The sequence below is a fragment of the Microbacterium sp. genome (genome assembly GCF_031179285.1).
Classification (GTDB): domain Bacteria; phylum Actinomycetota; class Actinomycetes; order Actinomycetales; family Microbacteriaceae; genus Microbacterium.
Genome location: NZ_JAPSHY010000002.1, coordinates 206562 through 228657, shown reverse-complemented (window position 1 = coordinate 228657; position 22096 = coordinate 206562). Strand labels below are relative to the sequence as shown.

General features: G+C 67.7%; 22 protein-coding genes. 5 read left to right on the top strand and 17 right to left on the bottom strand.

All coding sequences use genetic code 11. From position 1 onward, the window contains the following. The 3 genes from RIN18_RS02300 to dapE form a co-directional block, all read right to left on the bottom strand. Positions 1 to 85: DUF3117 domain-containing protein (locus tag RIN18_RS02300; protein ID WP_309102329.1), on the bottom strand; the 85-nt coding region annotated here is incomplete at its 3' end. Positions 86 to 178: 93 nt separating this feature from the next. After that, positions 179 to 1399, bottom strand: a complete 1221-nt coding sequence (locus RIN18_RS02295; protein ID WP_309102320.1) for a hypothetical protein — start codon at positions 1397 to 1399, stop codon at positions 179 to 181. Continuing rightward, positions 1381 to 2454 (bottom strand): succinyl-diaminopimelate desuccinylase, encoded by a 1074-nt coding sequence (dapE, locus tag RIN18_RS02290; RefSeq protein ID WP_309102319.1) that lies wholly within the window; start codon positions 2452 to 2454, stop codon positions 1381 to 1383. The genes RIN18_RS02295 and dapE overlap by 19 nt, the downstream gene beginning before the upstream one ends. A 73-nt stretch (positions 2455 to 2527) precedes the next feature. Between dapE and dapD the strand changes: the two genes are divergently transcribed. Beyond that, positions 2528 to 3475, top strand: a complete 948-nt coding sequence (gene dapD / locus RIN18_RS02285; RefSeq protein WP_309102318.1) for a 2,3,4,5-tetrahydropyridine-2,6-dicarboxylate N-succinyltransferase — start codon at positions 2528 to 2530, stop codon at positions 3473 to 3475. A gap of 213 nt (positions 3476 to 3688) precedes the next feature. Further along, positions 3689 to 5062 carry a DEAD/DEAH box helicase gene (locus tag RIN18_RS02280; protein WP_309102317.1) on the top strand — a complete coding sequence of 458 codons (1374 nt, stop codon included), beginning with the start codon at positions 3689 to 3691 and terminating at the stop codon, positions 5060 to 5062. A 97-nt stretch (positions 5063 to 5159) separates the two neighbouring features. Here RIN18_RS02280 and RIN18_RS02275 read toward each other — a convergent pair whose 3' ends face one another. The 7 genes from RIN18_RS02275 to RIN18_RS02245 all read right to left on the bottom strand — a co-directional run bounded on the left by RIN18_RS02275 (position 5160) and on the right by RIN18_RS02245 (position 10307). Beyond that, on the bottom strand, positions 5160 to 5636 hold the full coding sequence (locus tag RIN18_RS02275) for an SRPBCC family protein (RefSeq protein ID WP_309102316.1): 477 nt from the start codon (positions 5634 to 5636) through the stop codon (positions 5160 to 5162). Between the two features lie 18 nt (positions 5637 to 5654). Next, positions 5655 to 6950: a citrate synthase gene (locus RIN18_RS02270; protein ID WP_309102315.1), complete on the bottom strand. Its 1296-nt coding sequence runs from the start codon at positions 6948 to 6950 to the stop codon at positions 5655 to 5657. A 193-nt stretch (positions 6951 to 7143) separates the two neighbouring features. Then, positions 7144 to 8256: a succinyldiaminopimelate transaminase gene (gene dapC / locus RIN18_RS02265; protein WP_309102314.1), complete on the bottom strand. Its 1113-nt coding sequence runs from the start codon at positions 8254 to 8256 to the stop codon at positions 7144 to 7146. Further along, on the bottom strand, positions 8256 to 8576 hold the full coding sequence (fdxA, locus tag RIN18_RS02260; RefSeq protein ID WP_309102313.1) for a ferredoxin: 321 nt from the start codon (positions 8574 to 8576) through the stop codon (positions 8256 to 8258). Before fdxA ends, dapC begins: the two co-directional genes overlap by 1 nt. Next, the gene (locus RIN18_RS02255; RefSeq protein ID WP_309102312.1) at positions 8573 to 9061 is read right to left on the bottom strand and encodes a histidinol dehydrogenase; all 489 of its coding nucleotides are present in this window, start codon (positions 9059 to 9061) and stop codon (positions 8573 to 8575) included. Before RIN18_RS02255 ends, fdxA begins: the two co-directional genes overlap by 4 nt. Positions 9062 to 9240: 179 nt before the next feature. Continuing rightward, positions 9241 to 9555 (bottom strand): AzlD domain-containing protein, encoded by a 315-nt coding sequence (locus RIN18_RS02250; protein ID WP_309102311.1) that lies wholly within the window; start codon positions 9553 to 9555, stop codon positions 9241 to 9243. Next, the gene (locus RIN18_RS02245; RefSeq protein WP_309102310.1) at positions 9552 to 10307 is read right to left on the bottom strand and encodes an AzlC family ABC transporter permease; all 756 of its coding nucleotides are present in this window, start codon (positions 10305 to 10307) and stop codon (positions 9552 to 9554) included. The genes RIN18_RS02250 and RIN18_RS02245 overlap by 4 nt, the downstream gene beginning before the upstream one ends. A gap of 64 nt (positions 10308 to 10371) precedes the next feature. Here RIN18_RS02245 and RIN18_RS02240 point away from each other — a divergent pair, with 64 nt between their 5' ends. Continuing rightward, positions 10372 to 10920 (top strand): XRE family transcriptional regulator, encoded by a 549-nt coding sequence (locus RIN18_RS02240; RefSeq protein ID WP_309102309.1) that lies wholly within the window; start codon positions 10372 to 10374, stop codon positions 10918 to 10920. A 23-nt stretch (positions 10921 to 10943) separates the two neighbouring features. Here the strand turns inward: RIN18_RS02240 and RIN18_RS02235 are convergent, their stop codons facing one another. Together RIN18_RS02235 and typA are read right to left on the bottom strand one after the other, a co-directional pair. Further along, positions 10944 to 11828: a phospholipase gene (locus RIN18_RS02235; protein ID WP_309102308.1), complete on the bottom strand. Its 885-nt coding sequence runs from the start codon at positions 11826 to 11828 to the stop codon at positions 10944 to 10946. Between the two features lie 184 nt (positions 11829 to 12012). Beyond that, positions 12013 to 13926: a translational GTPase TypA gene (typA, locus tag RIN18_RS02230; RefSeq protein WP_309102307.1), complete on the bottom strand. Its 1914-nt coding sequence runs from the start codon at positions 13924 to 13926 to the stop codon at positions 12013 to 12015. A gap of 121 nt (positions 13927 to 14047) precedes the next feature. Here typA and RIN18_RS02225 point away from each other — a divergent pair, with 121 nt between their 5' ends. Then, positions 14048 to 15145: a hypothetical protein gene (locus RIN18_RS02225; RefSeq protein ID WP_309102306.1), complete on the top strand. Its 1098-nt coding sequence runs from the start codon at positions 14048 to 14050 to the stop codon at positions 15143 to 15145. A 32-nt stretch (positions 15146 to 15177) separates the two neighbouring features. Then, positions 15178 to 15978, top strand: a complete 801-nt coding sequence (locus tag RIN18_RS02220; RefSeq protein ID WP_309102305.1) for a type II CAAX endopeptidase family protein — start codon at positions 15178 to 15180, stop codon at positions 15976 to 15978. Between the two features lie 25 nt (positions 15979 to 16003). Here the strand turns inward: RIN18_RS02220 and RIN18_RS02215 are convergent, their stop codons facing one another. The 5 genes from RIN18_RS02215 to RIN18_RS02195 all read right to left on the bottom strand — a co-directional run bounded on the left by RIN18_RS02215 (position 16004) and on the right by RIN18_RS02195 (position 21882). Next, entirely contained in the window at positions 16004 to 16567 is a 564-nt protein-coding gene (locus tag RIN18_RS02215) for a PH domain-containing protein (RefSeq protein WP_309102304.1), read from the bottom strand. A gap of 5 nt (positions 16568 to 16572) precedes the next feature. Further along, on the bottom strand, positions 16573 to 18252 hold the full coding sequence (locus tag RIN18_RS02210; protein WP_309102303.1) for an ABC transporter ATP-binding protein: 1680 nt from the start codon (positions 18250 to 18252) through the stop codon (positions 16573 to 16575). Then, positions 18249 to 19190 carry an ABC transporter permease gene (locus tag RIN18_RS02205; RefSeq protein WP_309102302.1) on the bottom strand — a complete coding sequence of 314 codons (942 nt, stop codon included), beginning with the start codon at positions 19188 to 19190 and terminating at the stop codon, positions 18249 to 18251. The genes RIN18_RS02210 and RIN18_RS02205 overlap by 4 nt, the downstream gene beginning before the upstream one ends. Then, a complete protein-coding gene (locus tag RIN18_RS02200; RefSeq protein WP_309102301.1) occupies positions 19183 to 20109 on the bottom strand; it encodes an ABC transporter permease in 927 nt (308 codons plus the stop codon). The genes RIN18_RS02205 and RIN18_RS02200 overlap by 8 nt, the downstream gene beginning before the upstream one ends. Positions 20110 to 20208: 99 nt before the next feature. Next, positions 20209 to 21882: an ABC transporter substrate-binding protein gene (locus RIN18_RS02195; protein WP_309102300.1), complete on the bottom strand. Its 1674-nt coding sequence runs from the start codon at positions 21880 to 21882 to the stop codon at positions 20209 to 20211. Between the last annotated feature and the right edge of the window lie 214 nt (positions 21883 to 22096).

The window sequence follows — 22096 nt, the reverse complement described above, 5'->3', positions numbered from 1 at the left end:
CGAGCGGAACACGCACGATGATGAGTCGCCCCTCCTTCACGGCCTCCATCGGTCCGTCTCCGGTCCTTGGCTTCATCGCTGCCATCGTGGCTCCTTTTCCTCGGTGGTATGGATTAACTTTATCGGTAGTCGCGCGGACGCGGATGTCGGTATGGGAAAATGCACGAAGCCTTCACGCTCACGGCACCTGCCAGAAAGTGTTCCCGAGCGCGTAGACATGGTGGATCCACAGCCACTGGCCGACGAGACAGGCCACGAGGATGCCGATCCGCCACACCCTGGAGCGGGGAATCGCCACCGCACCCCACAGCGGGCTGAGCGGAACGAGCAGTCGGAAGGTGCTGGACTGCGGGAAGAAGACCGCCAGCAGGTAGAGGGCGTAGCTCGCGCTCCACAGCCGCACGTCGACGCCCAACGCCTTCACGTGCCTCGAGCGCCACAGCGTCACCCCGAAGGCGCAGACGAGCATCGCGAGCGCGACGACGCCCCACCATGGCGGCATCCCCCACTGCGCGAACCAGAACTGCGACGCCTGGATCCAGCCTTCGAACGGCACGAACCCGTCTGCGCCCTCGGCGATCCAGTTCCGCCGCCAGGACAGTTCGGTCGCGAGGTACGCGCCGAAGTCGCCGGTCACGATGCCTGCGATCACCTGCCAGCTGAATCCCGCCGCGGTCGCGAGCGCGCCCAGCGCCACGATATGCACGATCTCCCTGCGCGGGAGCGGATCCTCCCGCCGGCGAACCCAGCGCCAGATCCCGTACAGACCGAGGTACAGCGCGAAGGCCAGGATGCCGGGGCGGGTGAAGGCCATCACCGGGACGATGAGATAGAGCCGGGCGAAGCGACGCCTGGCGACCGCATCCAGCCCGAGCAAGAGCAGGAGCAGGAACAGCACCTCGGCGTAGCCGACCTGGAACAGCGCCCCCAGCGGCCCAGACGCGAAGAACACGACAGCCCACATCGCCGCCGACGCGCCGATCCGCTCGCGCAGCAGGCGATGCAGTGCGAGGACTGCGAGGTAGCCGCCGATGAGCGACACCACGAGCGCGCCCGCGCCCCAGGAGCCGAAGAGGAACCCCACCGCCTTCGCCAGATAGGCGTACACCGGCATGAAGGCCCAGGCGTTCTCGGCCACCTCGCCGGACGCGGTCAGCGGCAGCTCGGCGGGATAACCGTACTCGGCGACCGACCAGTACCACTGGGCGTCCCAGCCGAGGACGAAGTCGACGAGGCCGGCGTCCGCCCCGAATCGAGACAGTGATGTCGACTGGGATGCCGCCAGCAGCAGGAGTGCGGTGGTGATGAGTCTCGCCGCGATGTACACGGCGGCGATGCGCACGACGACGGGCGTTCGTGCCCAGCCTCGCGCGGCGGCGATCAGCGCGCGATGAGCCATTCGCGAAGGCCCCGCTCCACGGCGTCGATCTGCGCCAGAGGCACTCGTTCCTGGTCGTGATGAGCCAGGTGCGGGTCTCCGGGGCCGTAGTTCACCGCCGGGATGCCGAGGGCGGAGAAGCGGGCGACGTCGGTCCATCCGTACTTCGGGCGCGGCTCGGCACCGACGGCGGCGACGAAGGCCTGCGCGACGGGAGCGTCGAGCCCGGGTCGTGCGCCCTCGGCGGCGTCGGTGATCTCGATGTCGAACCCGGCGAGCACGCCTCGCACGTGGGCCTCGGCGTCGGCGGCGCTCTTGCTGGGGGCGAAGCGGTAGTTGACCTCGACCTCGCACGCGTCCGGGATCACGTTGCCGGCCACTCCCCCGGCGATGCGCACAGCGCTCAGGCTCTCGCGGTACACGAGCCCCTCGACGGCGACCTCGCGGGCCCGGTACTCGGCCAGCCGGCTGAGGATCGGCGCGGCGCGGTGGATCGCGTTCTCACCGACCCATGCGCGCGCGCTGTGCGCCCGCACTCCCGTGGTGCGCACGATCGCGCGAAGGGTGCCGTTGCACCCGCCCTCGACCTCGCCGTTGGAGGGCTCGCCGAGGATCGCGAAGTCCGCTTCGAAGAGATCGGGCCGGACGGCCGCGAGCAGTCCGAGCCCGTTCTTCGAGGCCTCGACCTCTTCGTTGTCGTACCACATCCAGGTCACATCGACCGCGGGATCGACCAGCTCAGCGGCGAGTTTGAGCTGCACCGCGGTGCCCGCCTTCATGTCGACGGTGCCGCGACCCCAGAGAAAGCTCTCGCCATCGATCTCGACGTCCCGCGTCGGAAGATTGTCGTTGATGGGGACGGTGTCGATGTGGCCGGCGATCACCACTCGTTGCGAACGGCCGAGTGCCGTGCGAGCCACGACCGTGTTGCCGTGGCGGATGACTTCCAGGTGAGCGAGCGGCGTGACCGCCGCCTCGATCGCATCGGCCAACGCCTTCTCGTCACCGGAGACACTCGGGATGTCGCAGATCGCGCGCGTGATGTCGACGGAGGACGCGGTCAGATCGAGCAGCATCCCCTCAGCCTACTGAAGGCCGACGTGGCGTCACGCGAACCGGGCGATGTGCAGGATTCGATAGCGTGGGGGCATGACTGCAGCGCGCACCGTGTGGGGTATCGGACTTTCGACCATCGCCGGGGACGGCACGGTTCTGGACGCCTGGTTCCCTGAGGTCCGGGCGGTGGCACCGTCGGATCAGGATGCCGCGGCATCCGCGTTGCAGCAGCACGCCGGAAGCGATGAGCGTCGCAACGTCACCGTGGAGGTCGTCGGACTGCAGATCGACCTCGACGCTGCTCCCGCGTCGACCTCCGACGCCTACCTTCGACTGCACGCCCTGTCGCACCTCGTCGTGCGTCCCAACGAGCTCAATCTCGACGGCATCTTCGGATACCTGCCGACCGTCGCCTGGACCAATGCCGGTCCCATGCATCCGAACGACGCCGCTCGGCTGCGCCCGGCGCTTCAGCGTGCCGGCATCCAGGTGCAGGGCCTGGACAAGTTCCCCCGTCTGACCGACTACGTCCAGCCCGCCGGGGTCCGGATCGCCGACGCCTCGCGGGTGCGCCTGGGCGCGTACCTCTCCCCCGGCACGACGGTCATGCACGAGGGATTCGTGAACTTCAACGCTGGGACCCTCGGATCTTCGATGGTCGAAGGGCGCATCTCTCAGGGCGTCGTCGTCGGTGACGGCAGCGACATCGGGGGTGGCGCATCGATCATGGGCACGCTCTCGGGTGGCGGCACGCACCGCGTGTCGATCGGTGCGCGCACCCTGCTCGGCGCCAACGCCGGTATCGGGATCTCGCTCGGCGACGACTGCGTCGTCGAGGCCGGACTCTACGTGACGGCAGGCTCGAAGATCGTGGTCGTCGATGGACCGGCGACTGCCGACGGCGGCAGGACGACCGTGAAAGGTGCCGAGCTCTCCGGGCGCAACGGGCTGCTCTTCCGCCGAAATTCCCTCTCCGGAGCGGTCGAGGTGGTTCAGCGAACAGGCGTCGGTGTCACCCTCAACGAGGCGCTCCACGCCTGAGCAGTGGGCGGGCGTACGGCTCGCCCTCCGATCGCGTGATAGTCTCAACTGACGCTCCTCGCGATTGCGAGACGTCTGCGTCGTCGACACGCTCCCGCGCCACTAGCCTGGTTCTGGCCATTTCGAACGGCGAAACGATGCGCGATCCCGCGCCGTCGCCCACCTTCCCGCACCCGGCATCATCGTCGTGCGTGCACTTTCGGAGATACATCTATGACTTCCTTCCTCGATCTCGGCGTGCCCGCCGAGCTTGCCGCCGTCCTCGCGGCCGACGGCAAGACGGAGGCGTTCGCCATCCAGCGTGACACCCTCCCCGACTCCTTCGCCGGTCGCGACCTGCTCGGTCGCGGTCGCACCGGCAGCGGTAAGACGATCGCGTTCGCGCTCCCGCTCGTCTCGCGACTCGCCGCCTCCTCCAAGAAGAGCCGTCCCGGTCACCCGCGCGGTCTCGTACTCGCACCGACCCGCGAGCTCGCCACCCAGATCGCCGCGACGATCGCCCCGCTCGCCGAAGCCTCCGGTCTGCGGGTGACCACCGTCTTCGGCGGCGTCAGCCAGCGGCCTCAGGAGCAAGCGCTGCGCAGCGGTGTCGACATCGTCGTCGCGTGCCCGGGGCGACTCGAAGACCTCATGAAGCAGAGGGTCGTGCAGCTCGACGCGGTCGAGGTCACGGTCCTCGACGAGGCCGACCACATGGCTGACCTCGGCTTCCTGCCTGGTGTCACCCGCATCCTCACCGCGACGCCGGCGGGCGGTCAGCGTCTGCTGTTCAGCGCCACGCTCGACCGCGGTATCGACTCGCTCGCCCGCCGGTTCCTCTCGAATCCGGTGAGTCACGAGGTGAACGAGGAGAGCGTGCCCGTCGGCGAGATGACCCACCGCGTGCTCGTCGTCGACTCGACCGACAACAAGACCGCGCTGGTGCGCGATCTCGCCTCGGGCACAGGCCGGCGCATCCTCTTCACACGCACGAAGCACCAGGCCAAGAAGCTCGCCAAGCAGCTCACCGCCGCCGGCATCCCGGCGGTCGACCTGCACGGCAACCTGTCGCAGAACGCTCGCGAGCGCAACCTCAGCGCCTTCTCCTCGGCGCCCGAAGACGGCGGCGTGCGAGTGCTCGTCGCCACCGACGTCGCTGCCCGCGGTGTGCACGTCGACAACGTCGACCTCGTCGTCCACGTCGACCCGCCCATGGAGCACAAGGCATACCTGCACCGCTCCGGTCGCACCGCGCGCGCCGGCGCTGCAGGCACCGTCGTGACCGTCGTGCTTCCCGAGCAGCGCCGCGACGTCAAGGACCTGCTGCGCAAGGCCGCCATCTCGGCTGCTCTCGAGCCGGTCACGACGGATGCCGTCACCGAGCTCGTGCCGGAGCGTGCAGCGCACGTCCGTCCGGTCCCGGTACAGGCCCAGCCGCAGCGCCAGCCGGTCAGGCAGCGCCCGGCCGGTGGCGAGCGCACCGGCGCCTCCACTCCCCCCGCGCGCCGTCGTCGTCCGCGCTCCGGACAGGGCGGCCAGGGTGGCGCCTCACGTCAGGGCGGCGCCGCGCGTCAGGGTCAGGGCGGACGCGGCTACCAGGGACGCTGATCGCCCGCACCCACGACTGCGCCCCCTCTCCGCTTCGGCGGGGAGGGGGCGCTTCGTGTCTCGGCACGCAGCGGCGCCCCCAAGGGCACCGCTGCGATCAGCCGCGCGCGGCCTCGAGGACCACCGGATCCGCGCAGCCTCGCGCGAAACCCGCGATGCGCCGGCGGATCTCGTAGCCGAGCACTCGCACGCCGATCCACTCGGCCACCGGCGCGAGCCAGGCCGGCTTGCACGAGAAGTTGTACTTCCAGACCGCGACGGTTCCCGCTCCCGCAGGCGCCGGTGTGAACCGCCAGCCGCCGCCCAGCTTCTCGAAGAACCACGGACCCGTCTCCATGACCATCCCCACGTTCGTCGGCGGCGCGTACGAGACGTAGCGGCTGATCATGGTGAGGCCGAGACGCTGACGTGTGAAGGTGCGGACATCCTTGGCCGCGGCATCCGCCCCGTCGAGGAAGTACTGCTCGCCGATGAACGGATCCCAGCGTCGGCGAACCGAGCCGGTGGTCTGCGACACGGCGAACGCCGTTGCGGGATCGACGGGCACGACGACTTCGGCGCCGACGACGGGCATGGCAGCGGGAAGGCGGAGTCAGCGCGTCTGGAAGGTGCGCTCGGCGGCGCCGGTGTAGAGCTGCTGAGGGCGACCGATCTTCGTCTGCGGGTCGAGCTGCAGCTCACGCCACTGCGCCAGCCAGCCGGGCAGCCGGCCGATGGCGAAGAGCACGGTGAACATCCGCGTCGGGAAGCCCATCGCCTTGTAGATGACGCCGGTGTAGAAATCGACGTTCGGGTAGAGGCGGCGCTCCTTGAAGTAGTCGTCAGCGAGCGCGATCTCTTCGAGTTCCTGAGCGAGGTCGAGGAGGGGATCGGTCACGCCGAGCTCGGAGAGCACCTCGCCGGCTGCTTCCTTGACGAGCTTGGCGCGCGGGTCGTAGTTCTTGTACACCCGGTGCCCGAAGCCCATCAGCTTCACGCCCTCTTCTTTGTTCTTCACGCGCTCGACGAAGCGGGAGACGCTCTGCCCCGAATCGCGGATCTGCCCGAGCATGCTGAGGACGGCCTCGTTCGCGCCGCCGTGCAGGGGCCCGGAGAGCGCCTGGATCCCGGCCGAGATCGAGGCGAACTGGTTGGCTCCGGTCGAACCCACCAGACGCACGGTCGAGGTCGAGGCGTTCTGCTCGTGATCCTCATGCAGGATGAGCAGCAGCTCGAGAGCCTTGGACATCACCGGGTTGATCTCATACGGCTCGGAATGCACGCCGAAGTTCAGCTTCAGGAAGTTCTCCACGAAACCGAGAGAGTTGTCGGGATACAGGAATGCCTGACCGACGCTCTTCTTGTGCGCATAGGCCGCGATGACGGGGAGCTTCGCGAGCATCCGCACCATGTTGAGCTCGACGTGCTCCGGGTTCTTCGGGTCGGTCTGACCCTCGTAGTACGTCGACAGCGCCGCGACCGCCGACGAGAGCACCGACATCGGGTGGGCGGTGTGGGGCAGCGCGGAGAAGAAGTGCTTGAGATCCTCATGCAGGAGGGTGTGCCGGCGGATCTTGTCGTCGAACTCGGCGAGTTCGGTTGCCGAGGGAAGCTCTCCGTAGATGAGCAGCCACGCGACCTCGAGATAGCTGGTCTTCCCGGCGAGCTGCTCGATCGGATAGCCGCGGTAGCGGAGGATCCCCTTGTCGCCGTCGATGTAGGTGATCTCGGACTTCGTGGAGGCGGTGTTGACGAATCCGTAGTCGAGACCGGTGTAGCCGGTCTGCCTGGTCAGCGTCGAGAAGTCGATGCTGTCGTGCCCTGCCGTCCCACGCACCACCGGGAATTCCGCCGTGGTCTCACCGATCGTCAGCTTCGCCGTCGCGTGCTGGTCTCCCGCTGCGCTCACGCGGTCCTCCTCCTCATGGCTGGCCGTACGCGTGTCACGTCGGTGCTGCCAAAGTCTTCTGTCAAGCCGGAACTGGGCGATGTCACGGCGCAGAGCGCCAGGTCGGATCACGACCGAATCGCTTCTACAGCCTAGTAGTCGCATCGGCCTACTGTGACATCCGCCAAGAGAGGCCGCGCGGGCGGGAGGGAACCTACAATTCTCCTCCGTGCAGCCGTCGAGCGGCCTCGGCGACGCGCTCGGTCGGCGCCGTCAGCGACAGGCGCACATGCTCGCCCGAGTCGGCGCCGTAGAAGGGACCGGGCCCGGCGAGGATGCCGAGCTCGGCAAGGCGCTGCATCGAAGCCCACGCATCCCGGTTCTCCGTCGCCCAGAGGTAGAGCCCCGCCTCGGATCCGTCGATCCGGAAGCCGGCCGCCTCCACCGCGGGTTTCAGCAGGTCACGACGTTCCCGATACAGCTCCTTCTGGGAAGCGACGTGTTCGTCGTCCCGCAGCGCCGCCGCCATCGCGTGCTGAACGGGTGCCGGCGGCATCAACCCGAGGTGCTTGCGGACGGTGAGCAGGTCACCCACGATCCGCCCGCAGCCGGCGATGAAGGCGGCACGGTACCCGGCGAGGTTCGACTGCTTGCTGAGCGAGTAAACGCTGAGCAGATTCGCACGACTGCCGTCAGTCACCCGCGGATCGAGCACGGACGGCACCCGCTCGGCCGCCCACTGCCCCTCCCAGCCGAGCTCTGCATAGCACTCGTCACTCGCGAGCACCGCTCCGAGCGCCCGCGCACGCTTCACCGCCACAGCCAGTTCCTCGACGGTCCACGTGCGCCCGTCCGGGTTTCCCGGTGAATTGATCCAGATGAGCTTCGTGTTCTCCGGCCAAGCGGCGGGATCATCCTCCGGGAACGGAGTGGCACCGGCGACGCGTGCGCCGACCTCGTAGGTCGGATACGCGACGCGGGGATGCACGACGACGTCGCCGTCACCGAGCCCGAGCAGGGTGGGAAGCAGAGCGACCAGCTCCTTGGAGCCGATCGTCGGCAGCACGTTCGCGACCGTCAGCTCCGGCACGCCGCGACGCCGGGCGTACCAGTCGACGATCGCCTGGCGAAGGTCGGAGGTGCCGACCGTCTGGGGATAGGCGTGAGCGTCGGTCGCCTCAGCGAGGGCATGACGGATGATCTCGGGCGTCGGATCGACCGGTGAACCGATCGAGAGATCGACGATGCCCCGAGGATGCCGGGCGGCGCGTTCACGGTACGCGGTGACCGCGTCCCAGGGGTAGTCGGCGAGGTCGAGGACGCTCACTACTCGCCCTGTGGCGGCAGGGCGGCGATGATGGGGTGGTCGTACGCGATGACGCCGGTCTTGGCCGCGCCACCGGGAGAGCCGATCTCGTCGAAGAACTCCACGTTCGCCTTGTAATAGTCCGACCACTCCTCGGGAAGGTCGTCCTCGTAGTAGATCGCCTCGACCGGGCACACCGGCTCACACGCCCCGCAGTCCACGCACTCATCGGGGTGGATGTACAGCGAACGCTCACCCTCGTAGATGCAGTCCACAGGGCACTCGTCGATGCACGCACGATCCTTCACATCGACACACGGCAGAGCGATCACATACGTCACTGTTCCAGTCTACGACCCACTGCCGGAGGCGGATCCCCTGCCGCGGGGTTCAGGGGTACCTCGGTGATGATGGGAGCCTCAGCGGCCGCGGGCTGGCCGGATTCCGACGCGGACCTCGCCGGTGCACGCATCCGAGACAGTGACGGCCACGCGACGACGAGGAGGACCAGACCTGCGACCAGATATGTCCAGATGCGGCCGGACAGCGAATCCTCGACGACGACCGAGCCGCCAGGGCCGACCCCGGAGATCATGACGAGTGTGCCCAGCATCCCGAGGCCTGCCGCAAGGGCCGCACCTCGGTCGTGAGTGAGCGCTCGGATGGCGATGAGCACCGCGCCGCAGGCGATGGCTCCGACGATGAGACCGACGGGAATCGGGCCCCACAGCAGACTGTGGCCGATGGTTCCGGCGATGCCGTAGACGCCGCCGACGAGCGCCGCGGCAAGCCACGACAGAACCCGGGAGATCCAGCTGATGCGCACTACCCGATCCTACCGGCGGGCGGCGCATCTCCGGTTCTCGCGGGAGGGCAGCGCCGACGGACGGACCACCGCGGGAACACCTGCACGATCCAGGTACGGCTGCACGACGCATCCGCCGTTTTGTTCGTGCATCCGTACCGCAGTCGTGCAGACGTACCTGCGCCGACCCCGGCGGGCGGTCAGGCAGCGAGACCGAAGAGCCGCAGGAGGGCAGCGACCAGCGCGGCTGTGAACACGACGACGAGGAACGACTGCCGAAGCCACAGCAGTCCCGCTGCTACCAGCAGGGCCGGCACCCTGGCGTCGACGACGATCGCCTGACCGTCGCCCAGGGTCTGCACGGCGACGAGTGCCGCCAGCAGTCCCACGGTCAGCAGATCGGAGATGCGCGCGGGCTTCGGCGCCTCCAGCACCTTCGGCGGTACGAGATAGCCGGCCGCCTTGAGCGCCAGGCAGATGCAGGCCGCGAGCAGGATTGCGCTCCACACGCTCATGGCGTCACCCCCGCCTCGTCCACGATGTCGGGTGACACGGCGGGAGGTCGGAACCAGTTGAACCAGCCGACGAGGATCGCGACGACAGCGGCGACCAGAACCGGAAGCCCGGGCATCAGCAGCGGCGTGAACGCGGCTGCGACGACGGCAGCGGCGATGCCGACGGCGATCGCCTGGCGCTGCTTCAGCCGCGGCCACAGCAGTGCGAGGAATGCGGCAGCGGCAGCGGCATCCAGCCCCCAGGTCCTCGGGTCGCCGAGGACGTCGCCGACGAGGGCTCCGACGAGCGTCGTGGCGTTCCAGCCGAGGTAGATGCCGATGCCCGTCACCCAGAACCCGACTCGGCGGAGCCGCGGCTCGCTCTGGGCGATCGCCACCGCGGTCGACTCATCGATGGTGTAGTGCGCCGCGGCCGCGCGCCGCCAGAACCCCGACCCGATGATCGGCGACATCCGCATCCCGTACGCGGCGTTGCGAACTCCGAGCAGTGCAGCCGAGGCGATCGCTGAGGGCAGCGCCGCGAGACCGCCCGCCGCGAAGACGCCGACGAAGGCGAACTGCGAGCCGCCGGTGAACATCAGAAGGCTCAGCACGCAGGTCTGCCAGACATCGAGGCCCGCAGCGACGGCGAGAGCACCGAAGGAGACACCGTAGGCGCTCGTCGCGAGGACCACCCCGAGTGCCTCGCGCCATACTTCGCGCTCCGGCGCGTGATCCGCGCGATTCGAGCGCGTTCGATTGGATGAACGCATGCCCATCATTCTGAACAGTCATCCTCGGTTAGTCAAGCGAACGATCGTTTGACATGATGAACACATGGAAGATCTGCGTACACGGATCGCCCGCACTCTGCGCCGGGAACGCGAGAGCGCCGGCATGTCCGTCTCGGAGCTGGCGCGCCGGGCCGGGATATCGAAGGCGACGGTGTCACAGCTCGAGGGCGGCTCCGGCAACCCGAGCGTCGAAACCCTCTGGGCGCTCGGGGTCGCCCTCGACGTTCCCTTCGCGGTTCTCGTCGACCAGCAGGCGAACGCGCCGACGCTCATCAGAGCGGCGGATCTCGCCGGCGTCCCGTCGGCGGCGGCCGAGTACAGCGCGACGCTCCTCTCGGCGTGCCCTCCGGGCGCCCGAAGAGACGTCTACCTCATCAAAGCCGACCCCGGCCAGGCGCGACGCTCCGAACCGCACCACGCCGGAACCACCGAGCACGTCATCCTGATCTCCGGCCAGGCGAATGTGGGCCCGGTGGCGGACCCGGTGCTGCTGAACGCCGGAGACTACCTCTCCTACCCCGGAGACGCGGCGCACATCTTCGAGGCGATGACCAGCGGAACCAGCGCGGTGCTCATCTCGGAACTGCGCTGACGGTTCGGTCGCACCCGGGCTCGTCAGTACCAGTTCATCGACTGAGAGTGCGACCAGGCCCCGCAGGGCGAGCCGTACACCGAATCGATGTATCCGAGACCCCAGGCGATCTGGGTCGAGGCGTTGCTCTGCCAGTCGCTGCCGGCAGAGGCCATCTTGTCTCCGGGCAGCGCCTGCGGGATGCCGGTCGCACCGGAGGGGTTGTACGCCTGGTAGTTCCAGTCGGATTCCTTGTCCCAGAGCTGCTCCAGGCAGCGGAACTGGTCCGCACCCCAGCCGTAGTCGCTGGCAGCCATCCGCTGCGCCGTCGCCTTGGCACCGTCGACCGTGTTCGCCGCGGCGAGCGCCGCCGCAGCATCCGCCGCCGCCATCTCGGCCGCAGCCTGTGCCGCGTCGGCCGCTGCCTTCTGCTCCTGGGCGGCCGTCAGCCGGGCCCGAAGGTCGGCGGTCGCCGCAACGACATCGTCCGTCTCGACGGTGACGCGCGCGGTCAGGCCGGTCCGCACGATCCCCGTCATCTCCGTGCGCTCATCGAGCGCCTCGACCTTCTGCTCCAGAGCGCGGGTGTCCACGAGAGCAGCTTGCGCTCCGAGGTCGAGGCCGGACGCTGCGACCTCGGCGTTCAGTGCATCGGCGGCCGCCACGGCAGCCTCGGCCTCTGCGAGCGGGATGACGGCGTCGTCGACGCGTTTATGCGCCGGCTCCTCGCCGATGACGATGGCAGCGACCGCCGCCAGCGGGTCCGGGCGCTCGTCACCGGCTGCCGGCGCCGCTACCATTCCGGACGCGAGGGTGAGTCCGAGGATCGCGGCGGTGCCGAGGATCAGCATAGGTCGGCGGGCGACGATGCCGTCGCGGGCGGAAGCCGCCTCGGAGGCGCGCCGAAGGGCACGGGTGTGGTGAATCATGGTTCGACTTTCGGGTCGTCGCGGGCTGTCGCCGGGGACTCATCGGGAAGTCGTCCGCGGCACAAGCCTTCGAGTCTGGGTGACGAACCTGAGTGAAAACCAGCCTTCACCTGGATATCTCATGAAAGAGGGCCGTAGGCCGCCCGTCGGCGGCCTACGGCCCTGTGCTTTCGTCGAGGGTCGCTCAGGCGTTGGCGTCCTGACGCTTCAGTCGAGAGGCCTCGCGGGCGCGGGTGTTCTGATCAAGGTTCACCTTGCGGATGCGGACGACCTCGGGCGTCACCTCGACGCATTCATCGTCGCGGGCGAACTCGAGGCTCTCCTCGAGGGTCAGCTGACGCGGAGGCGTCATCGATTCGAAGGTGTCGGAGCTCGCCGCACGCATGTTCGTGAGCTTCTTCTCCTTGGTGATGTTCACGTCCATGTCATCGGCGCGGGAGTTCTCGCCGATGACCATCCCCTCGTACACCTCCTGCGTGGGCTGCACGAAGAACGACATGCGCTCCTGGAGCGCGATCATCGCGAACGGCGTCACGACGCCAGAGCGGTCGGCGACGATCGAACCGTTCTGACGCGTGGTGATGTGACCTGCCCACGGCTCATAGCCGTGGGAGATGGCATTGGCGATGCCGGTGCCGCGGGTGGTCGTCAGGAACTCGGTGCGGAAGCCGATCAGTCCTCGCGACGGAACGACGAATTCCATGCGCACCCAGCCGGTGCCGTGGTTCGTCATGCCCTCCATGCGGCCCTTGCGAGCCGCGAGCAGCTGGGTGATCGCCCCGAGATACTCCTCGGGCGCGTCGATGGTGAGGTGCTCGAACGGCTCGTGCACCTTGCCGTCGATCTGCTTCGTGACCACCTGTGGCTTGCCGACGGTGAGCTCGAACCCTTCGCGGCGCATGTTCTCGACGAGGATGGCGAGAGCCAGCTCACCTCGGCCCTGCACCTCCCATGCATCAGGGCGGCCGATGTCGACGACCTTGATCGACACGTTTCCGATGAGCTCGCGGTCGAGGCGGTCCTTGACCATGCGGGCGGTCAGCTTGTGACCCTTGACCTTGCCCATGAGCGGCGAGGTGTTCGTGCCGATGGTCATCGAGATGGCGGGGTCGTCGACGGTGATGGCCGGGAGAGGGCGGATGTCTTCCGGGTCGGCGATCGTCTCGCCGATGGTGATGTCCTCGAAGCCCGCGATGGCGACGATGTCGCCGGGTGCAGCACTGTCGGCGGGGTATCGCTCCAGGGCACGGGTCTTCAGCAGCTCGGTGATGCGGGCGTTGCTGGTGGAGCCGTCGGCGCGGACCCACGCGACCGTCTGACCCTTCTTCAGGGTGCCGTTGAAGACGCGCAGCAGCGCTAGACGACCGAGGAACGGGCTGGAGTCGAGGTTCGTCACCCATGCCTGCAGCGGAGCCTCGTCGTCGTACGACGGCGCCGGGATGTGCTCGAGGATCGCACCGAAGAGCGGCTCGAGATCGTCGTTGTCCGGCAGCGTGCCGTTCTCGGGCCGATTGAGCGAAGCGGCTCCGGCGCGACCGGATGCGTACACGATCGGCACGTCGAGCAGCGCGTCGACATCGAGGTCGGGCACATCGTCGACGAGGTCGGACGCGAGCCCGAGCAGCAGGTCGTGCGCCTCTTCCTCGACCTCGGCGATGCGAGCATCCGGCCGGTCGGTCTTGTTGACGAGGAGGATGACGGGCAGCTTCGCCTCGAGTGCCTTGCGCAGCACGAAGCGGGTCTGCGGGAGGGGGCCCTCCGACGCGTCGACCAGGAGCACGACGCCGTCGACCATGGAGAGGCCGCGCTCGACCTCGCCGCCGAAGTCGGCGTGACCGGGGGTGTCGATCACGTTGATCGTGATCTCCTGGCCATTGGCGTGCGCGCCCTTGTAGGTGATCGCCGTGTTCTTGGCGAGGATCGTGATGCCCTTTTCGCGCTCGAGGTCATTCGAGTCCATGGCGCGCTCCTCCATGTGCTCGTGCGAGCCGAACGAGCCCGTCTGGCGCAACATGGCGTCGACGAGCGTGGTCTTGCCGTGATCGACGTGCGCGACGATTGCGACGTTGCGGAGGTCAGAGCGGAGGGCGTGCGCCATGCAGAAGTCCTAAAAGGGAGGGGAAGCGCCGGGATGCCGACATTCCAGGGTAACGTATGCGCACATCCGGTTCCTGAGCGGCAGAGTTCACCGGCTGCCCGGCGTGGGCTACATTGGCGGCATGGGGGATCAGATGTACGACGCCGACCTCGCTGCGATTCAAAATCCCCACACGCCGCCGGCTCAGCTCGCCGACATCGCAGCCCGCCGAGGCGATCTGCACCCGTACATCCTGAATCATCCCGGCTGCTACCCCCAGCTGCGGGAATGGATCGCGCGGGTCAACCCCGGAGCCGCCCACTACCCGATGACGCCGGCGCCGATTGCGTCGCCCCGCCGCAGCGGGGTCGGCTGCTTCCTGATCGGCTGCGGCGGCGTGGCGTTGCTCGCCTTCGGGTTCGTCGCAGTGCTCTTCATCGGAGCGGCGGTGTCCTCGTCGGGTGGATCCGACGACGGCCCCGCCGTCCAGGGCCCCGCCGTGCCGGGGCCGACCTCCGACGATCCCGCGGTCGCCGAGGCTCTGGCGCTGTTCGACGCTGAGCAGGCCCGATATCACGAACTCGCCGCTCAGCTCGAAGGCAATCCCGCCGCACCGCTGGTGACCCGCGCCAGCCTGTTCGCGAATCTGGAGCAGGGCCGAGCGGATCCGAAAATCACCGCATCCGGCGCCGCCAACATCGCCCAAGAGGCGCAGGCCCATCGCCAGGAGCTCGAGCAGCGCATTGCGGACGCCGCAGCCCGAAGCACCAACACATCCGGCTCGCTCTCTGAAGCTCTGATCGACGAGGCCGGTGCCGGGTTCATCGACCTCGTGTGGGATGCGGATACGGCGTGCGGCGAGTCGACCCATCCGGAAGGGTGGCCGGTAGCCGGCTGCGTGACTGGAAGCGATCCACTCACGATCCATCTCGCGCCGGCTGATCAGAGCGCGGGCGGCATGCAGCAGCGTGTGCTCGTGCTGCATGAGCTCGCTCACGTGTACCAGAAAGCGGATGCCTTCTCCCAGGACGACTACGTCAGCATCGCGACCGACCTCGTCGAGCAGGGATACTTCCAGGGGAGCGAAGAGGTGATGGCCGACTGCTATGCCCTGACCTACACGAACCAGTGGACGCTCGTGTTCGAGGACGGCGCGTTCGGCTACGGCTACGTGTGTAGCGAGGAAGAGCGCCACGTCATTCGCGACTGGGCCGCCCAAGTGAACGCCCCTCTACCCTGACCATGCCGTCGCGGCGACGTAGCATCGGATCCGTGTTCTCTACTCCCCCGAGCGCTGAACAGCCGAATCAAGAGGACGGGCGCGCGCGGCTGTGGTGGGAGATCGCGATCGTCCTCGCGCTCGGCCTTGGGCAGTCCGCCGTCTACGCGATCGTCCAGCTTGCATATCGTCTCACCGACGAGGTGCCGCTGGCCGATCAGACCGCCACGCTCAATCCCTCGCGCAGCGATCGCGAGGTGTTCGACCTCATCTATCAGGTGCTGTCGATCGGGTTCTCCCTAGTGCCGGTGATCCTGGTGTGCTTCCTGCTCTGGCAGTCGTCGCGGCCGCATCTCGAACGCCTCGGCCTGGATGGCACCAGGGTGGGGGCGGATGCCGGCCGCGGCGCCCTTCTCGTCCTGGCGATCGGCATCCCGGGTCTCGCGCTGTACCTCGCCGGGCGCGCACTCGGCCTGACGGTCGCCATCGACCCGGCGGGCATCGATGCCCATTGGTGGACGGTGCCCGTCCTGCTGCTGGCGGCGGCGCGGGCCTCACTGCAAGAAGAGGTCGTGCTGCTCGGCTATCTCTTCGCCCGCCTCAGGCAGCTCGGCTGGAGTCCGTGGACGATCATCATTGCCTCGTCGGTACTGCGCGCCAGCTACCACCTCTATCAGGGCGCCCCCGCCTTCATCGGAAACCTCGCGATGGGCCTGCTGTTCGGCTGGCTCTTCGCGCGGACGGGGCGGCTGCTGCCGTTCCTGGTCGCGCACTTCATCATCGACGCGGTGGCCTTCGTCGGATATCCGTGGGCGGCGGCGACCTGGCCGGCGCTGTTCGGACTGCCCGGCTGAGCCCGCTGCGGCGGTGAGGAGGGTCTCAGCCGAGGTTCGCGATGATGACCGCCGCGGCGGCCCAGAGCACCAGCACGCCCAGCACGGCGAGTGCAGGGACGTCCCACGTCCGGCGGATCGGCGCACCCGTCGGCCCTGTCGCCGACTGCCAGCGCTCCCGGATGTCGGCGAGAACGCGGACGCCCGCCGGAGCCTTCGGAGCCTCGTCGTCACGCATCCGGGTGCGCACGGGTCGCGACCGCGCCGGTTCGCCGTAGCAGGCGACGTCGGTGCCGTCCTCCAGCGAGAAGACCAGCTGCCAGCGCAGGTCGACGTCGCGCACGTGGTTCCAGCCGAAGGACGTGCGGCGCAGCATGTTCTGCACGAGCACTCCCCCGTCATCGACCCGCACCGCCGAGACGGCAGCGACCTCGTACACGGCCCACAGCGCAAGCAGCACCCACGGCGCCAGCAGCAGCATCTGCCCCCAGCTGCCGCGCACGACGGCGTCGCCGAGCAGGAACGCCGCCAGCAGCACGCAGGCGATCAGGACCACCAGCCCTGAAGGCGCGCGGTACGTCCGCGCGCCCTCGCGCCGATTCTCCGCCACCACCGTCAGCGTCCGCCCAGCGGGATCGAGGCGCCGGGGATCGCCTGCAGGAGGCGGTCGGTGTATTCCTGCTGCGGGTTCGCGAAGATCTCGTCGACGGTTCCCTGCTCGACGACCCGCCCGCGCTCCATGACGCAGACCAGGTCGCTCGACACCCGCACGACGGCGAGGTCGTGCGTGATGAACAGATATGTCAGGTTCAACTCGGACTGCAGATCGGCGAGCAGCTTCAGGATCTGATCCTGCACGAGGACATCGAGGGCCGAGACCGCCTCATCCAGCACCACGATGTCGGGCTTGAGCGCGAGAGCGCGTGCGATCGCGACGCGCTGCCGCTGCCCGCCGGACAGCTCGTTCGGGTAGCGGGTCGCGAGCGCCCGGGGCAATGCGACCTGGTCGAGAAGCTCCTCCACGCGCTCGCGCTGAGAAGCGCGGTCGCCGGCACCGTGGATCTGCAGCGGCTCGGCGATGGTGTTACCGATGTTCCGAAGCGGATCGAGCGAGCCGTAGGGGTCCTGGAACACCGGTTGCATCCGCCGGCGTAGTCCGAACGACTGCGCCTCGGACAGACGCGACACATCCTGCCCGTCGATCTCGATCGTGCCGCTGGTCGGATCCTCGAGCTTGAGGATCATCTTCGCCACGGTCGACTTCCCCGAACCGGACTCGCCGACGAGCGCGAGGGTCTTTCCTCTCGGGATCTCGAACGAGACGTCGTCGACCGCCCGGAAGGGATCGCTTCGAAACAGCCCCTGCCGGATCTTGTAGTCCTTGGTGAGGCCCGCCACCCTCACCGTCGGCGGGATGTCGGCGAGATCGTCCAGCGTCTCGATGCCGCGATCCTCGACGACGGCCTGGATGCGTTTCGAGGCGATGCTGGGAGCCGCGGCGACGAGGCGCTTCGTGTACGGATGCTGCGGATCCTCGAGGATCTGCCTGCTGGGACCGGCCTCGACGATGTCGCCTCCGTTCATCACGATGATCTTCTCCGCGCGTTCGGCCGCAAGACCGAGGTCGTGGGTGATCAGCAGCACCGACGTGCCCTTCTCACGGGTCAGCGACGCCATGTGATCGAGGATCGTCCGCTGGACGGTGACGTCGAGCGCGGAGGTCGGCTCGTCGGCGATGAGCAGCTTCGGATCTGCGGCGAGGCCGATCCCGATCAGCGCACGCTGACGCATTCCGCCCGAGAACTGGTGCGGGTATTGATTCAGCCGGTTCGCGGCATCCGCGAGCCCCGCCTGCTGCAGCACCTCGATCGCACGATCCCTGACCGCGGCGCGCCCCTGTGCGATGCCGTTGGCGCGGATCGCCTCCTTCACCTGGAACCCGATGCTCCACACCGGGTTGAGGTTCGACATCGGATCCTGGGGAACGAAGCCGATGTCGCGACCGCGCACCCCCTCGATCGCGTGGCGGCTGAGAGTCGTCAGCTCCCGCCCGTCGAGCGTGATCGATCCGCCGGTGATCTCCCCCGAGCCGGGGAGCAGATTGACGATGGCGCTCGCCGTCGTCGATTTTCCGGATCCCGACTCCCCGACGATCGCGACCGTCTCACCCGGGAAGAGGTCGAAGCTGATCGCGTGGAGCACCTCTCGGGGCCCCTCCTGCGTGCGAAACGCCACCCGCAGATCTCGGACGCTCAGCAGAGGTACCGGCGCCGCCGCTCGTTCGAATCCGCTCATCGGAGGGCCCTCGCCTTCGGATCGAGGGCGTCGCGGATGAGCTCGCCCAGAGTGACGAACGCGAGCACGGCCAGCGTGAGCGCGATCGAGGGGTAGATCAGCGCCATCGGCGCGATGCGCAGTGCGGCCTGCGCCTGGCTGATGTCGTTGCCCCAGGAGACGATGCTCCCGCCGAGGCCGACACCGAGGAACGACAGCGTGGATTCGGCCACGATCGCGGTCGCGAGACCGAGCGTCGACACGACCAGCAGCGGCGCGATCGCGTTGGGGATGACGTGACTGAGCAGGGTGGCGAACCGCGACTGCCCGAGAGCCCGCGATGCCATGACGAAGTCGGCTTGGCGCACTCGCAGCACCTCGGCTCGCACGACCCGCGCCGTCGCCGCCCAGGAGAATCCGCCGATCGCCAGTGCGAGCGTCCAGACGGAGCGGAACTGCGAGAAGACGGTCATCACGACGACTGCGGCGAGGATGTACGGGATCGCGAAGAAGATGTCGCCGACGCGTGAGAGCAGCGAGTCGAGCCAGCCGCCGTAGTAGCCGGCGAGCGCGCCCATGACGAGACCGATCACCGACGACAGCACGGTCGCGATCAGACCGACCGACAGCGAGGTCTGCGCTCCCCAGACGATGCGCGCGTAGATGTCCTGCCCCTGGAAGGTGTAGCCGAGCGGGTGCCCGGGTGCCGGGCCCTCGTTGCTGTACATGAGGTCTCCCGCACGGGGATTCACCTGAGTGAACAGCGTCGGCCACACCGCCATCAGCAGGAAGACCGCGGCGAGGAGCACCGAGAGCCAGAACAGGGGCCTGCGGCGAAGGTCGCGCCACGCGTCGAGCCACAGATTGCTGGGCTTCTCGGCGATGCGGATCGCGTCGACGGAGATGGTCTCCGTCTCGACCGGCGCGACGTAATGCTTCTGGGTGGTGGGATCAGACATAGCGAATCCTCGGGTCGAGCAGTCCGTACAGCAGGTCGATGATCAGGTTCACCAGCACGTACAGGATGACGAACACGGTGACGAACGAGACGACCGTCGGACCCTCGCCGCGGATGGCCGCCTGGTACAGCGTGTTACCGACTCCTGGCACGTTGAAGATGCCCTCGGTGACGGTGGCGCCGACGAGCAGGATGCCGAAGCTCGTCGCCGAGTGGGTGATGACGGGGATGAGCGAGTTGCGAAGCACGTGCACCGGGATCACCCGGCGCCGGGGCAGCCCCTTGCTGTAGGCGGTGCGCACCCAGTCCTGATTCAGGGTGTCGATGACGGAGCTTCGCATCAGTCGCATGCTCACGGCATAGAGGCTGAAGCCGAGCACGAGGGCGGGCAGCCAGAGTCCACCCCAGTCGTTGTCGGCTCCGACGGTCGGCTTGAACCAGCCCCACTGGATCGCGAGGAAGTACTGTGCGAGGAAGCAGAGCACGAAGATGGGGATCGCGATCGAGACCAGGGCGACGATGAGCGAGACGTGGTCGAAGACCTTGCCCTTGTTCATGGCCGAGATCGTGCCGATGATGATCGCCATGGTGAACTCGATGCCGATCGCCATGAGCGCCAGCCGACCGGTCACCGGGAGCGTGTGGACGAGGACCTCGGACACCGGCCGCCCGGAGAAGGTCACGCCCAGGTCACCCTGGAGCACACCGGTGATGTAGTACCAGTACTGCACGATGAACGGGTCGTTCAGGTGGTAGCGCTCTCGCAGGGCACTGACCAGGGCCGGGTTCGGCGACCGGTCGCCGAAGAGGGCGAGGATGGGGTCTCCCGGCATGGCGAACACGAGGAAATAGATCAGCAGGGTGGCACCGATGAAGACCGGAATCACCTGCAGCAGGCGACGCAGGATGTAGTTGAGCATCCGCAGTCCCTTCTGTGGGAGGGCGAGCAGAGTCGTTGACGACAGCCCGGAAGGCGGTGACGACGGACGTCACCGCCTCCCGGCAGTCATTGCGAGGTACTACTCGGCCGCCTTGGTGATCTGGTGGAAGATCGGAACCGAGTTCCAGCCGACCGTCACGTTCTGCACGTTCTGGCTGTAGCCGCCGGTCGCGTTCTGGTACCAGAGCGGGATCGCGGGCAGGTCGTTCAGGAGGATCTCCTGAGCCTGGGTGAACTCCTCGATCTGCGCCTCGGCGTCGGGGTTGCTGATGCCCGACTCGAGCAGGTCGTCGAACTCCGCGTTGCTGTAGTCGCCGTCGTTGGATCCGGCGTTGGTGGCGTACAGCGGACCCAGGAAGTTGTACATCCCCGGGTAGTCCGCCTGCCAGCCGGAGCGAGCAGCCGTGGTGATCGTGCGGGCGTTGATCTGCTCGCGCATCACGGCCAGTGTCGGGTACGGCGCGCCGGACGCTTCGATCTCGAACGTGTTCGTGATCGAGTTCGTCACGGCGTCGACCCACTCCTGGTGGCCACCGTCGGAGTTGTAGGCGATCTGGAACTCACCCTCCCACGGCGAGATCTTGTCGGCTTCCGCCCACAGCTCCTTGGCCTTGTCGGGGTTGTATTCGAGGACCTCCGCGCCGGGGATCGAGTCCGACCATCCGGCGATCACCGGTGAGGTGAAGTCCGATGCCGGAGTGCGGGTGCCGAAGAAGATCTTCTCCGTGATCTGTTCGCGGTCGATGGCCATCGAGATCGCCTGGCGGCGCAGCACGCCCTCCTCACCGGAGAAGTGCGGCAGGAACTGCCCGATCGTGAACGACTGGAACACTGCAGACGGCTGGTTCACCGCGCGGTCGCCCAGGTCGTCCTGGAAGGTGGGCAGCGACACCGGCGGGATCTCATCGATCACGTCGACCTGATCGCCCTGGAGATCTGCGTACGCGGCATCCTGGGTGGCGTAGAACTTGATCGTGAGACCGCCGTTGGCGGGCTTGCGCTCGCCCTTGTAGTCGTCGTTGCGAACGAGATCGATCTGCACGTCGTGCTGCCACGCGCCCTCTTCGGCGAGCATGTACGGGCCGTTGCCGATGGGGTTCTCGCCGAACGCCTCCATGTCTTCGAAGGCGACGTCGGGCAGCGGGTAGTAGGCCGAATAGCCCAGGCGCAGTGCGAAGTCGGATGCCGGCTTGTTCAGCGTGATGGTGAAGGTGTGGTCGTCGACGATCTTGAGGCCGGACATGTCGCCCTGGGCCCCGAAGATGTCGTCGTCGGGGTTGGCTGCGTCACCCGGATCGTTGATGAAGCCCTCGATGTCTTCGAAGAAGTAGCTCGAAAGGTGAGCGTTCTCCGCCTGAGCGCCGTAGTTCCAGGCTTTGACGAAGTTGTCGGCGGTGACCTCTTCACCGTTGGTGAAGGTGTGCCCCTTCTTCAGCTTGACGGTGATGTTCTGCGGATCCTCGGTGGTAATCTCCTCGGCCATGTCGTTGACCGGGGCGCCGTCACCGTCGTAGTAGACCAGCCCCGCGAAGATCTCGTCGAGGATCTTGCCGCCGCCGACCTCGTTGGTGTTGGTCGGGATGAGCGGATGCTCCGGCTCCGTGCCGTTGGTGAGGATGATGGCGTCCGGGTCGGCTTGGAACTCGGATCCTCCGCCCTGATCGGGATTCTCTCCTGCTGAGCACCCTGCGAGGACCATGGCCCCGGTCGCGAACAGTGCGATGCCCGCGACGGCGATCTTGTTTCGCTTCACTTTGTGTCCTCCTGTGGACATAGACAAGCCCGCACTCATCGTCGAGTGCAGTGCGATACTCCGAGCGTAGACGCGGTACCCGGCATCCACCGGTGTTGTTAATGAACCGTTACTGAGTGGTGACCTCCGCCTTCGCCACTGTCCCGCTGTCCTCCTTCCCCCTCCCCCGCTTTCAGATCTCGGCGGTTGGGTGCAGTCTCGGGGGCGCGGAACG

Coding starts and splice junctions, on each gene's coding strand:
- dapD (WP_309102318.1), top strand. CDS start 2,528: ATGACTGCAGCGCGCACCGTGTGGGGTATCGGACTTTCGACCATCGCC.
- dapE (WP_309102319.1), bottom strand. CDS start 2,454: ATGCTGCTCGATCTGACCGCGTCCTCCGTCGACATCACGCGCGCGATC.
- RIN18_RS02250 (WP_309102311.1), bottom strand. CDS start 9,555: ATGAGCGTGTGGAGCGCAATCCTGCTCGCGGCCTGCATCTGCCTGGCG.
- RIN18_RS02245 (WP_309102310.1), bottom strand. CDS start 10,307: ATGCGTTCATCCAATCGAACGCGCTCGAATCGCGCGGATCACGCGCCG.
- RIN18_RS02240 (WP_309102309.1), top strand. CDS start 10,372: ATGGAAGATCTGCGTACACGGATCGCCCGCACTCTGCGCCGGGAACGC.
- RIN18_RS02295 (WP_309102320.1), bottom strand. CDS start 1,399: ATGGCTCATCGCGCGCTGATCGCCGCCGCGCGAGGCTGGGCACGAACG.
- RIN18_RS02280 (WP_309102317.1), top strand. CDS start 3,689: ATGACTTCCTTCCTCGATCTCGGCGTGCCCGCCGAGCTTGCCGCCGTC.
- RIN18_RS02200 (WP_309102301.1), bottom strand. CDS start 20,109: ATGCTCAACTACATCCTGCGTCGCCTGCTGCAGGTGATTCCGGTCTTC.
- RIN18_RS02235 (WP_309102308.1), bottom strand. CDS start 11,828: ATGATTCACCACACCCGTGCCCTTCGGCGCGCCTCCGAGGCGGCTTCC.
- RIN18_RS02210 (WP_309102303.1), bottom strand. CDS start 18,252: ATGAGCGGATTCGAACGAGCGGCGGCGCCGGTACCTCTGCTGAGCGTC.
- RIN18_RS02225 (WP_309102306.1), top strand. CDS start 14,048: ATGGGGGATCAGATGTACGACGCCGACCTCGCTGCGATTCAAAATCCC.
- RIN18_RS02275 (WP_309102316.1), bottom strand. CDS start 5,636: ATGCCCGTCGTCGGCGCCGAAGTCGTCGTGCCCGTCGATCCCGCAACG.
- RIN18_RS02205 (WP_309102302.1), bottom strand. CDS start 19,190: ATGTCTGATCCCACCACCCAGAAGCATTACGTCGCGCCGGTCGAGACG.
- typA (WP_309102307.1), bottom strand. CDS start 13,926: ATGGCGCACGCCCTCCGCTCTGACCTCCGCAACGTCGCAATCGTCGCG.